Annotated in this window: 8 protein-coding genes and 1 pseudogene; 8 read left to right on the top strand and 1 reads right to left on the bottom strand. The window is 37.2% G+C overall.

Features of this window, described 5'->3' with window-relative positions:
* Positions 1-29: 29 nt before the first annotated feature.
* Positions 30-1,589, bottom strand: coding sequence for a stage V sporulation protein B (gene spoVB, locus AC3WVZ_RS20805; RefSeq protein WP_000198301.1), 1,560 nt, complete (start codon positions 1,587-1,589; stop codon positions 30-32).
* 186 nt (positions 1,590-1,775) lie between these two features.
* Between spoVB and AC3WVZ_RS20800 the strand changes: the two genes are divergently transcribed.
* The 8 genes and pseudogenes from AC3WVZ_RS20800 to AC3WVZ_RS20765 form a co-directional block, all read left to right on the top strand.
* Positions 1,776-2,060 (top strand): post-transcriptional regulator, encoded by a 285-nt coding sequence (locus AC3WVZ_RS20800; RefSeq protein WP_000886980.1) that lies wholly within the window; start codon positions 1,776-1,778, stop codon positions 2,058-2,060.
* Positions 2,061-2,329: 269 nt separating this feature from the next.
* On the top strand, positions 2,330-4,594 hold the full coding sequence (gene secDF / locus AC3WVZ_RS20795) for a protein translocase subunit SecDF (protein ID WP_001119067.1): 2,265 nt from the start codon (positions 2,330-2,332) through the stop codon (positions 4,592-4,594).
* A gap of 156 nt (positions 4,595-4,750) precedes the next feature.
* The gene (locus AC3WVZ_RS20790; RefSeq protein ID WP_233935332.1) at positions 4,751-5,644 is read left to right on the top strand and encodes a cation diffusion facilitator family transporter; all 894 of its coding nucleotides are present in this window, start codon (positions 4,751-4,753) and stop codon (positions 5,642-5,644) included.
* Between the two features lie 101 nt (positions 5,645-5,745).
* Complete coding sequence (gene recJ / locus AC3WVZ_RS20785) at positions 5,746-8,085, top strand: single-stranded-DNA-specific exonuclease RecJ (protein ID WP_000941229.1); 2,340 nt, start codon at positions 5,746-5,748, stop codon at positions 8,083-8,085.
* A gap of 47 nt (positions 8,086-8,132) precedes the next feature.
* Complete coding sequence (locus AC3WVZ_RS20780; RefSeq protein WP_000346215.1) at positions 8,133-8,645, top strand: adenine phosphoribosyltransferase; 513 nt, start codon at positions 8,133-8,135, stop codon at positions 8,643-8,645.
* 210 nt (positions 8,646-8,855) lie between these two features.
* A complete protein-coding gene (relA, locus tag AC3WVZ_RS20775; protein ID WP_001262795.1) occupies positions 8,856-11,039 on the top strand; it encodes a GTP diphosphokinase in 2,184 nt (727 codons plus the stop codon).
* Positions 11,040-11,055: 16 nt separating this feature from the next.
* On the top strand, positions 11,056-11,496 hold the full coding sequence (locus tag AC3WVZ_RS20770; RefSeq protein WP_001266965.1) for a D-tyrosyl-tRNA(Tyr) deacylase: 441 nt from the start codon (positions 11,056-11,058) through the stop codon (positions 11,494-11,496).
* A gap of 139 nt (positions 11,497-11,635) precedes the next feature.
* A pseudogene (locus tag AC3WVZ_RS20765) lies at positions 11,636-13,005 on the top strand (IS1182-like element ISBth7 family transposase); the annotation flags it as partial.
* Positions 13,006-13,051 lie beyond the last annotated feature (46 nt).

Below are 13,051 nucleotides of genomic sequence, written 5' to 3'. Positions count from 1 at the left end.
GAGATTACCCCACTGTTTAAAGTTTCACCTTATTTCAAAAATGAAAGCTTACGAATGATAGGGAGACGACTTAACTCTTCTTTTCGAATGAGTTTGAAAGTGAAGAGAAGTACGATATAAACAATTGTTGTTAAAGTGATTTCCCATAATGTTTGTATGCCAAGGGAATGAGAGAAAATAATATATTTATGAAGATAAAAACCGAAGGCGCCTGCGATACCGATGGCAAGTCCGCCGAAAATATAGTCTTTTGCGTAAATGGTAAATGTAATCTTTTTTAAAACAGTAGCGTAGTGAAGAAATGTTACTGTTACAATATTTGCAGCAATAGCAAGTGCAACCCCCATCATTTGAAACTCTGGCCTTGATGCTAGTACAAAAATAACGATTAATTTCACGATGGCACCAATAAATGTATTCATCATTGCGGCTCTTGCTAAGTTTAAAGCTTGCAAAACAGAGGTAAGTGGACTTTGGAAATAATGAAATAAAAAGCAAGGCGCAAGAAGTTGAATGAATGCTGTTGCGCTGTCTGATCCATACATAAGAGTTAAAACGGGAGAAGCGAATACGTATAATATAACGACAGACCATCCGCCGGTAATTAATGAAATTCGAAGTGCTTGTTGTAAACGGTGCTCTACTAATTTATGTTGTCTTTTTGCCATTGCTTCACTAATAGAAGGAACGAGCGCTGTAGAGAGAGCGTATGTAATAAAGGCAGGTAGTGATAGGAGCGGGAATGCATAACCGTTTAATATACCGTATTGCTGGGTTGCAACAGAAGCAGCGACACCAGCGATTGCTAAGCTTTGCATAACGACAATAGGTTCAAAAAAATATGAAACGGAGCCGATTAAACGACTTCCTGTAGTTGGAAGGGCAATATCCATCAGAGAATAAAATGTCCCTTTGCTTTCCTTTACAGTAGTGAAAAATCCAGAGCGTATTGATAAATGTTTTTCTCGCTGAAATAACGTGAGTAAAAATAATAAGGATGCAACTTCACCGAGAACAGCTGATAACATAGCGCCGGCTGCAGCATATTCTATGCCGTAAGGTAAAAATAATTGAATGCATATAGCGATAATGGTAATGCGGACGACTTGTTCTAGAACTTGCGCATAAGCGCTAGGTTTCATATTTTGTTTCCCTTGAAAGTAACCACGCAACACAGAAGAAACAGCAATAACAGGAACAACGGGCAAAATGGCCATTAATGGATAGTAGGTTCTTTCGTCGGTTAATAATGTTTTTGCTAAAATAGGTGTGAGGAACATAATTCCGATTGTTAAAATGATACTAATAACGGATGTAACAGCTAGTGATACGGTTAATATTTTTTTAACTCTTTGTTTATCGTTCACAGCTTCCGCTTCTGCTACAAATTTTGCGATTGCGACAGGAAGACCAATTTGTGTCAATGTAATTGCTAAAATGAATGTAGGAACGGCCATCATATAAAGACCAACGCCTTCTTCTCCTAAAATACGTGCCATTACTATGCGGTTGATAAAGCCGAGTATTTTTGTAATAAAGCCGGCTATCATTAAAATAAATGCGCCTTTTAAAAAGCTTTGTCTCGTCATGTTCTTCTCCTACCTTCTCAAAATCAATGGAATGATTTACAATAATTTATATGCACGTACGAGACAAGAATGACAAGCATTTAAGAGAGTGAAGTATGATAGTGCTCTTGAAAGTAGTTATTGCTGTCCATTAGAGCGGGATTAAAGCGACTTTTTCGTGCTGAAATAAGAAGGAGATGTTTATAGATGTTAGATAGAGAGGCTTTGGTAGAATCATACCGCGGACAGTTACAAGTCGTTTTAGAAAGTAAAGTAGAAGAGTTTCAAATGTTCGGTTACGACCGAGTGACAGATGATGACATTTGGAAGTTTCTTAAAGTGAAAAAGTGGAAGAAGATAGACAGCGATGTTAGATTGTATGAATTAGTTAATGACGTATTAACAGTAACAGCTAATGAATATATGACATATTTAACTGTTGAAGCTTACCAAGCGCCACTTTGGTCATTTGATGAGTACGAAAATAAATAACCGACTGCAATTGGTTTGTTCTTCCTTTTGCAGTATAATGATATGTATTGATAAAGAGGAAATAATTATGTCTAAGATTATATATAAAGGAGGTAGTGAAGAGGAAAATAAATGATGGAAGTGTAGGTAGTGTAAAAGCTTACCTATAGAGCTAGTGATGAACTAGCAAAAATTATAGAAAGGAAGTCTACTAACTAGGCGTATGCACACGTATAGCAGTGAATCGTAAGAGATTTATTGAAAGTGTTAGTAGCAGAAAGAGGGTACATATGGCAAAGCGTGGTACGAGAATTGCCGCCTTTTTCCTCATCGTCTTATTAATCGGTGGAGTAATTGGTGCGGCAGGAAAAGACATAGCAAAAGGAATTAGTCTAGGACTAGACCTTCGCGGTGGTTTTGAAATTCTGTATGAAGTAAAACCAGCCAAAAAAGGTGATAAAATCGATCGAGATGTACTTGTAAGTACAGTAGGTGCTCTTGAAAATCGTGTCAATGTTCTCGGTGTAAGTGAGCCGAACATTCAAATCGAAGGGCAAGATCGAATTCGTGTACAGCTTGCTGGTGTACAAGATCAGCAAAAAGCACGTGAAATGTTATCAACACAAGCGAAATTAACATTCCGTGATGTGGATGATAACCTTCTTATGGATGGAACGGATTTAAAAGGCGGCGGAGCGAAGCAAACATTTGATGAGCAAGGCCGTGCGAGCGTAGGTCTTACACTAAAAAGTGCTGAAAAATTCCGTGAAGTAACTGAAAAAATTTCTAAAATGCCACCACCAACGAATTTAATGGTAATTTGGCTTGACTTTGAAGAAGGAAAAGATTCGTATAAAGCAGAATCTGCAAAACCGAATCCGAAATTCTTATCAGCAGCAACAGTAAACCAAGTATTTAACCAAGCTGAAGTATCTATCGTAGGTGGAAACTTCACAGTTGAAAGTGCGAAACAACTTTCATCTTTATTAAATGCAGGTGCACTTCCTGTTGATTTAAAAGAAATGTATTCAACATCTGTTGGAGCGAAATTTGGTCAACAAGCGTTAGAGCAAACGATTTTCGCTAGTGCGATTGGTATCGCTCTTATTTTCTTATTTATGCTTGTATTCTACCGTTTACCAGGACTTGTAGCGGTTATTATGTTAGGTTTATACATTTTCGTTACATTACTTGTCTTTAACTGGATGCATGCAGTTCTTACGTTGCCAGGTATTGCAGCGTTAGTGCTCGGAGTAGGTATCGCAGTTGATGCGAATATTATTACGTACGAGAGACTGAAAGAAGAGCTGAAAATCGGTAAGTCAATGATGTCGGCATTCCGTGCTGGTAACCATCGTTCATTAGCAACAATTCTAGATGCAAACGTTACGACTCTTGCAGCAGCTGGTGTGTTATTCGTTTATGGTAATAGCTCTGTAAAAGGATTTGCAACAAGTTTAATCGTAAGTATTTTAGTTGGTTTTATTACGAACGTATTCGGTACTCGTTTCTTACTAGGTCTACTTGTAAAGAGCCGTTACTTTGATAAAAAACCAGGATATTTTGGTGTGAAACAAAAGGATATTATTCCATTAACAAAAGGTGTAGTACATCCGCCAACAAGATTTGATCGTATTAATTTCGTAAATATCGGTCATAAATTCCTTATCTTCTCGATTGTAGTTGTAATTGCGGGTGCAATTATCTTACCAATTTTCAAATTGAATCTTGGTATTGACTTTGCGAGTGGTACACGTATCGACTTGCAATCAAAACAAGCCGTTACTGTGTCTGATGTTCATAAAGATTTTAAAGAATTGAACATTGATGTGAAGGAAGAAAATATTGTACCGACTGGAGATGACAATAAAGGTTTCGCAGTTCGTACATTAGGTGTTTTATCAAAAGATGAAATTGCGAAAACAAAAACATTCTTCCACGATAAATATGGTACAGATCCAAACGTAAGTACAGTTTCACCGACAATCGGTAAAGAAATTGCACGAAATGCATTTATCGCAGTACTGATTGCTTCTGCGGTTATCATTTTATACGTAAGTATTCGTTTCCGATTTACGTATGCGTTATCTGCAGTACTTGCATTATTACATGACGCATTCGTTATGATTGTTATGTTTAGTATTTTCCAACTAGAGGTAGACTTAACGTTTATTGCTGCAGTACTAACAATCATCGGTTATTCTATTAATGACTCGATTGTTACATTTGATAGAAACCGTGAATTATACAAACAGAAAAAACGAGTGCGCGATATAAAAGATCTAGAAGAAATCGTAAATGCAAGTATTCGCCAAACGCTTGGTCGCTCGATTAACACCGTATTAACAGTGTTATTCCCAGTAATTGCACTGCTTATCTTCGGTAGTGAGTCACTACGTAACTTCTCGTTTGCGCTACTTGTTGGATTAATTGTAGGTACGTACTCTTCTGTTTTCGTTGCCTCTCAAATTTGGTTAATGCTTGAAAACCGTCGTTTGAAAAAGGGAAGAAACAAGAAGAAGGTTGAGAAAGTAGAATCTGAACCGCAAGTATAGAAAAGATGATGTCTCTTTATGAGGCATCTCTTTTTTCGTTTGTGGATACAATAAGATAGCAACTTTTTAACAGAAAGAAGATGGAAGAAAGTGGTGGTGTTATCGCTGTTTTTGTTAAAATAAAAAGATAGGTTAAGAAAAGAAGGGATTTTAATTATGGAAAAAGATGAACGTTTTAAACAGGCCGAGTTTGGTGCTATTGCCGGGATCGTTGGTAATATTATATTAGCGATTGTAAAGGCGGTAATTGGTTATATTGGGAACAGTAAAGCGCTATTAGCGGATGCCGTGCATTCTGCATCAGATGTAATAGGTTCGCTAGCTGTACTTTTTGGATTGCGAGCGGCAAAGCAGCCACCTGATGAGGATCATCCGTATGGTCATGGTAAAGCGGAATCGATTTCAGCGATTATTGTTGCGGTATTATTATTTATTGTGGGACTTGAAATCGCGATTTCGTCTATAAAAGCTTTTTCGCAAGAACTAGAACCGCCGAAAGGAATTACGATATTTGCTGTTGTTCTTTCAATCGTCGTGAAAGAAGGAATGTTTCAATATAAATTCCGATTAGGGAAAAGAGTAAACAGTGATGCAATTATTGCAAATGCATATGAGCACCGTTCGGATGTATTTTCTTCAATTGCAGCTTTAATCGGTATTTGTGCAGCTATAATAGGTGGTAAGCTTGGTATAGACTGGCTTGTATACGCTGATCCAATTGCGGGATTAGTTGTTTCACTTCTTGTTGTAAAAATGGCATGGAGCATTGGAGCGGAAGCAATTCATGCAACGCTTGACCATGTTCTTCATGAGGAGGATGTTATTCCGCTTAGAGAAGCAGTTCTTCAAGTAGATGGTGTGAAAAAAATTGGTTCTTTATATGCACGGGAGCATGGTCATTATGTTATTGTCGATATTAAAGTGTCCGTAGATCCATACATTACTGTAGAAGAAGGACACCGTATTGGAAAACATGTGAAAGAAATACTTATGAAACAAGATAATGTACAAAATGTATTCGTACATATAAATCCGTATTCTCCAAATTAAACATCATTAACATTTTAGTATATAGATATTGCATCGTAGTTTGCATTATATTGTCACCCCTTAATCTGTCTTGTATAATGAACAGGTTAAGGGGTGATTTCGTGTTACAACCGAAGACGCGTTGGAAAGAAAAAGAATATAATGACGAGCGAGTGAGTGAATTAGCAAGTAAATTACAGTTATCGCCACTTGTCGTTTCGTTATTCCTCGGTAGAGGACTCGATACAGAAGATAAGATTTTAGATTTTTTAAATACAGAAAATCAAGAATTTCATGATCCATTTTTATTAGAAGGAATGGATAGAACGGTAGAACGTGTAAATAAGGCGATTCAAAATGGAGAGCAAATATTAATATTTGGTGATTACGATGCGGACGGAGTAAGTAGTACGACAGTTTTATATCTTGCTCTTCAAGAATTAGGTGCAGAAGTAGAATTTTACATTCCAAATCGTTTTACAGAAGGGTATGGACCGAACGAAGAAGCATTTCGTTGGGCGCATAGCGCAGGGTTCTCGCTAATTATTACTGTCGATACTGGTATTGCAGCGGTACATGAAGCGAATGTAGCGAAAGAGCTTGGAATAGATCTAATTATTACAGATCACCATGAGCCACCGCCAGAATTGCCAGAAGCACTTGCGATTATACATCCGAAATTAGATGGCGGTGTATATCCGTTTCACTATTTAGCTGGTGTAGGTGTTGCGTTTAAAGTTGCGCATGCACTATTAGGCCGTGTACCAGAACATTTATTAGAGATCGCAGTAATTGGTACAGTAGCCGATTTAGTATCACTTCATGGTGAAAATAGGTTGCTAGTGAAACGCGGTTTAAAACATATGCGTATGACGAGAAATATTGGTTTGAAGGCATTGTTTAAAGTTGCTAACGTTTCGCAAAGTGAAATTACCGAAGAGAGTATTGGTTTCTCAATTGCACCTCGTATTAATGCGGTTGGGCGTTTAGAAGATGCTGCGCCGGCTGTACACCTTTTATTATCAGATGATCCAGAGGAAGCGAAAGAGCTAGCTGAAGAAATTGATGAGCTGAACAAACTGCGAAAAGATATTGTAAAGCAAATTACAGAAGAGGCTATCGCTGAAGTGGAAAATAACTTCCCACCAGAAGAAAATAAAGTATTAGTACTTGCGAAAGAAGGCTGGAACCCAGGGGTAATTGGAATTGTTGCTTCGAAATTAGTTGAACGTTTTTATCGTCCGACGATTGTATTAAGCATTGATCCTATAAAAGAAACAGCAAAAGGCTCAGCACGTAGTATTGCAGGATTTGATTTGTTTGCAAATTTATCAGATTGTAGAGAGTTATTACCACACTTCGGAGGGCATCCGATGGCAGCGGGAATGACGCTACATATGAATGATGTAGATGAATTACGTCGCCGCTTAAATGAACAAGCAGATGCGATTTTAACAGAAGAAGATTTTATTCCAATTACAGCAGTTGATGTTTTTTGTAAAGTAGAGGATGTAACGCTAGCGGCAATTGAAGATATGCAAAAACTAGCCCCGTTTGGTGTTGGAAATCCGAAACCACGTATTGCAGTAAAAGATGCAGAGTTAGAAAGCATTCGCGCAATCGGATCAGATGGCTCTCATTTAAAAATGGCTCTTCGTGATGGACAAGCAACACTGGATACAATTGGATTTGGCTTTGGTGCATATGCGAAAGAAATCTCTCCAGTTGCAAAAGTATCTGTAATAGGAGAAGCGTCTATTAATGAATGGAATAACTTTAAGAAGCCACAACTAATGGTACAAGATATTGCTGTAGAGGCGTGGCAATTATTTGATTGGCGTAGTATGCGTAATGCAGAAGCAAATTTAGCAGAACTTCCGAAAGAAAAAATAACAATGGTGTATTTTTCTGAAGAGGTATTGAATAAATTTTCTTTAGAGAGCTATAAAGAAAAGCTCATGCATGCTTCAGAAGTAACGCATTTAGATGATCAATATATCGTGTTACTTGATTTACCAAAAGGAACAGATGAATTACGTGAGCTATTTAAGGTAGGATTCCCAGCGCGAATTTATACGCTATTTTATCAAGAGAATAACCACTTATTTAGTACAGTTCCGACGAGAGAACACTTTAAATGGTACTATTCTTTCTTAAGCCAAAAAACACCATTTTCTTTAAGACAATATGGAGAACAACTATGTCGTCATAAAGGTTGGTCAAAAGATACAGTAAATTTCATGACACAGGTGTTTTTTGAGTTAGAATTTGTTACAATAAAAGATGGCGTCATTTTTATGGCAGACAAAAAACAAAAGCGTGATTTAATTGAATCGAACACATATCGTGAGAAAATGAACCACTTACAATTAGAAAAAGAATTGGTTTATAGCACATATCAGCAACTATATACATGGTTTGAAACGATTCGTAATCATAAAGAAGTAGAACAGTTAGGGTAAAGGATTTGTATTTACAAACCTTTTAGATCTGAGGAGGATTCAGAAATATGGATTTCAAGCAACATATCGCAATTGTACCGGATTATCCGAAAGAAGGTATTGTGTTTAAAGACATTACACCTTTAATGAATGACGGTAAAGCATACAAAGCAGCAACAGATGCAATCGTTGAGTACGCAAAAGAAAGAGATATCGATGTTGTAGTAGGACCAGAAGCTCGTGGTTTCATTATCGGTTGCCCAGTTTCTTATGCGTTAGAAGTAGGATTTGCGCCAGTTCGTAAATTAGGAAAATTACCACGTGAAGTAATTACAGTTGACTACGGTAAAGAATATGGTAAAGACGTTTTAACAATCCATAAAGATGCAATTAAGCCAGGTCAACGCGTATTAATTACAGATGATCTATTAGCTACAGGTGGAACAATCGAAGCGACAATTAAGTTAGTTGAAGAGCTAGGCGGAGTTGTAGCAGGAATTGCATTCTTAGTAGAACTTACTTACTTAGATGGTCGTAAAATGTTAGATGGTTACGATGTATTAGTATTAGAAAAATACTAATCACTATATAGGTAAAACTACGGTGATAAAAAGTACCCGTGAATCTCTTGGAGAGGAGCGGGTACTTTTGTATAATTGAACAAAAAATTATGGTGAAATGTCAGTAAAATCTTTTCCTTTTCACAATTCACAATCATTGGGTTATAATGATAGAATATAATTTATTCTATTAAATAAAGATAAAGTCAATTTTCAATAAAAGGTGATTCGATGGCAAATGAGCAGGTACTAACAGCTGAACAGGTACTCGAGAAAGCAAGTCAATATTTAGCGGATGAAGATATTGAGCTAGTGGCACGTGCCTATGAATATGCACGTGATGCGCATAGCGAACAATATAGAAAATCGGGTGAACCGTATATTATTCATCCGATTCAAGTTGCAGGTATTTTAGTTGATTTACACATGGATCCAGCTACGGTATCAGCAGGTTTCTTACATGATGTAGTGGAAGATACAGAGATTACGTTAGAAGATATTGAACGGGAATTTAACAAAGAAATTGCTATGCTTGTTGATGGCGTTACAAAGCTTGGGAAGATCAAATATAAATCTCACGAACAACAACAAGCAGAAAACCATCGCAAAATGTTTATTGCAATGGCTCAAGATATTCGAGTTATTTTAATTAAACTAGCTGATCGTCTTCATAACATGCGTACATTGAAACATTTGCCTCAAGAGAAGCAGCGTCGCATAGCGAATGAAACGTTAGAAATCTTTGCACCTTTGGCACATAGACTCGGAATTAGTACTATTAAATGGGAGCTAGAGGATACGTCACTTCGCTATTTAAATCCACAACAATATTATCGTATTGTAAATTTAATGAAGCGTAAACGTGCAGAACGTGAAGAATATTTAGACGAAGTAATGACTGGTATTCGTGAGAAATTAAAAGAAGTTGCAATTCAACCTGAGATTTCTGGAAGACCGAAACATATTTACAGTATTTATCGTAAAATGGCACTGCAAAATAAGCAGTTCAATGAAATTTACGATTTATTAGCTGTACGTGTCGTTGTAAATAGTATTAAAGATTGTTATGCTGTGCTTGGAATTATTCATACGTGCTGGAAGCCGATGCCAGGTCGTTTTAAAGATTATATTGCAATGCCAAAAGCAAATCTATATCAATCTCTTCATACGACTGTAATTGGACCGAAAGGTGATCCACTTGAAGTGCAAATTCGTACGAAAGAAATGCACGAAATTGCAGAATTCGGGATCGCGGCACACTGGGCATACAAAGAAGGAAAAACAGCAGAAACAACAGGTACATTAGAGAAGAAACTCACATGGTTCCGTCAAATATTAGAATGGCAAAATGAAGCTTCTAATGCAGAAGAATTTATGGAGTCATTAAAAATTGATTTATTCTCTGACATGGTATTCGTCTTTACACCGAAAGGCGATGTAATGGAATTACCACTTGGATCTGTTCCGATTGATTTCGCGTATCGTGTCCATTCGGAAATTGGGAATAAAACAATTGGTGCAAAAGTAAACGGGAAAATGGTGACGCTGGATTATAAATTAAAAACAGGCGACATCATTGAAATTTTAACGTCGAAACATTCATATGGCCCAAGCCAGGATTGGGTAAAACTTGCTCAAACATCTCATGCGAAAAATAAAATTCGTCAATTCTTTAAGAAACAACGTAGAGACGAAAATATTGAAAAAGGCCGTGAACTTGTTGAAAAGGAAGTACGTGGTCTAGAGTATGAGATGAAAGAAGTATTGGCGCCGGATAACTTAAAACGCGTCGCTGAGAAATTTAACTTTGCAAATGAAGAAGATATGTTTGCAGCAGTTGGATATAGCGGAATTACAGCTTCGCAAATTGTTACGCGACTAACGGACAAGTTCCGCAAACAACGCGAAGAAGAAGAAATTGTTGAAGTTAAAGAAGTCCGTAAACCGATGAAAATTCGAAAATGGGATTCTGGTGTAAAGGTAAGCGGTGCTGATAATTTATTAATCCGTTTATCGAAATGCTGTAACCCAGTTCCGGGCGATGATATCGTTGGGTATATTACGAAAGGCCGAGGTGTATCAATTCACCGCCGTGATTGTGTAAATGTTCATACAGAAGAAGCTGTAGAACGATTATTAGAGGTAGAGTGGGAAGGTAGCCCTGAAAAAGAAATTGAGTATAACGTTGATATTGAAATTTCAGGTTACGATCGCCGCGGTTTATTAAATGAAGTACTGCAAGCTGTTACAGAGACGAAAACATACATTTCAGCTGTTTCTGGTAGAAGTGACCGTAATAAGATGGCAACAATTAATATGTCAATCTCGATTCGTAACTTACAACACTTGAAAAAAGTAGTAGAACGCATTAAACGCGTTCCAGAAATTTATGCAGTACGACGCATGATGCATTAATAGGGAGTGTAGAAAGATGAGAGTTGTTTTACAACGATCAAAGAAAGCGTCTGTCACAGTAGACGGTGAGATCGTAGGACAAATTCCGTTCGGTTTAACATTACTAGTTGGCATTACGCACGAAGATACAGAAAAAGATGCAACTTACATTGCGGAAAAAATTGCAAACTTACGTATTTTTGAAGATGAGAGCGGAAAGATGAATCATTCTGTACTTGATGTAGAAGGACAAGTTCTATCTATTTCGCAATTCACATTATACGGAGATTGCCGCAAGGGCAGACGTCCAAACTTTATGGATGCTGCGAAACCTGATTATGCAGAGCGTTTATACGATTTCTTTAATGAAGAAGTTCGTAAACAAGGATTACATGTGGAAACAGGGAAGTTTGGAGCAATGATGGACGTTTCTTTAATCAATGATGGTCCGGTGACCTTAATTGTAGAAAGTAAATAGTGTTCATAAAAAAGAGAGGATTATATAATCCTCTCTTTTTTCAGGCTGTGGAGAAAGTCTTCTCCACAGCCTGTTTTTGTGTCTGAACCTCTTTTTATGTGTCAACACTGATAAAAAAGAGGAAAAGGAGAGATTTTTTATGATGGGTGCTTTAAAAAATCATCGTGATGAGCGTGTATCTGTTTCTGTAGAAGAGTTGGTTCCACAAGATCATTTCCTTCGTGCAATTGAAGCGACAATTAGTTTTGATTTTATTGAAGAGAAGTTACGCCCTTATTACTGTGAAAACAATGGACGCCCGTCCATTCATCCTATTGTTTTATTTAAGATGATGTTTATTGGATATTTTTACGGTATTCGTTCTGAGCGTCAATTGGAAAAGGAAATTAAAACGAATATTGCCTACCGTTGGTTTTTAGGGTTTTCTCTATCGGATACTATTCCGGATCACTCTACAATCAGTTGGAATCGTCGTACTCGTTTTATTCATACAAATATTTTCGAAGAAATTTTTGATGAGATTGTGAGACAAGCGACGGAGCACCGGATGGTAGGAGGACGTGCACTGATGACAGATTCTACACATATTAAGGCCAATGCCAATAAAAATAAATTTGTACATAAATATAAAAAAGAAAAAGCAAAGTTTTATATAGACGAGCTAGAAGCTGCGGTAATCGAAGATCGTGAGGTACATGGAAAAAAGAATTAAAACCTAGAAAGGAAAGTGATACCCCTACCAAAAAAACTCGTATAAGTACAACGGATCCAGATAGTGGATTTTTAATGAGAGATGGAAAACCAAATGGTTTTCATTTCTTGGATCATCGTACGACTGATGCGAAGTACAATATTATTACAGATACCTATGTAACGGCTGGAAATATGGCAGATTCCGAGCCGTATTTAGCACGCCTCCAAGCTCAGATTGATAAATTCGACTTCAAAGTAGAAGCTGTTGCCCTTGATGCTGGCTATTTTACAGGATATATCTGTAAGAAACTATCAGAACGGAATATATTTATGGTGATGGGGTATCGCCGATTTGGAAAACGGAATAAAGAAGTACCGAAAAGCCAATTTAAATATGTAGAAGAAATGAATGTTTTCGCTTGTCCGATGGGATGTATTCTAGAATATGTAACAACTGATCGTGAAGGATACCGTCAATACAAATCGAATCCAGAAGACTGCGCTGTTTGTCCGTTACGTGAGGTGTGCTTTTCAAAGAAACAAAAACAAAAAGTTATCACTCATCATGTGTGGGAGAAATATAAGGATATTGCTAGAAAAAACAAGCTAACAGCTACAGGGAAAAGGTTGTATAAAGTACGCTGTTCCACTATAGAGCGAAGCTTTGCAGACGCCAAAGAACTACATGGCTACCGCTATGCCCGGTTTCGAGGGCTGAAGTCTGTCCAAATGCAAGCTTATCTCACCGCAGCTTGTCAAAACATGAAAAAAATAGCCCTCCACCTGACCAAAAAGGGTCAGGTGGAGGGCTATTTTTTAAAATTCTATTATTTTATGTTGTTTTTATTCGCTAAAATCAAAA

The sequence above is a fragment of the Bacillus sp. CPT56D-587-MTF genome (assembly GCF_058792335.1).
Note: the sequence above shows the minus strand (reverse complement) of the source record. Positions and strands in the feature narration are given on the sequence as shown.

Excerpts from the sequence above, each read along its gene's own strand:
- AC3WVZ_RS20780 (WP_000346215.1), top strand. The coding sequence starts at position 8,133 with ATGGATTTCAAGCAACATATCGCAATTGTACCGGATTATCCGAAAGAA.
- AC3WVZ_RS20800 (WP_000886980.1), top strand. The coding sequence starts at position 1,776 with ATGTTAGATAGAGAGGCTTTGGTAGAATCATACCGCGGACAGTTACAA.
- AC3WVZ_RS20790 (WP_233935332.1), top strand. The coding sequence starts at position 4,751 with ATGGAAAAAGATGAACGTTTTAAACAGGCCGAGTTTGGTGCTATTGCC.
- relA (WP_001262795.1), top strand. The coding sequence starts at position 8,856 with ATGGCAAATGAGCAGGTACTAACAGCTGAACAGGTACTCGAGAAAGCA.
- spoVB (WP_000198301.1), bottom strand. The coding sequence starts at position 1,589 with ATGACGAGACAAAGCTTTTTAAAAGGCGCATTTATTTTAATGATAGCC.
- AC3WVZ_RS20770 (WP_001266965.1), top strand. The coding sequence starts at position 11,056 with ATGAGAGTTGTTTTACAACGATCAAAGAAAGCGTCTGTCACAGTAGAC.
- secDF (WP_001119067.1), top strand. The coding sequence starts at position 2,330 with ATGGCAAAGCGTGGTACGAGAATTGCCGCCTTTTTCCTCATCGTCTTA.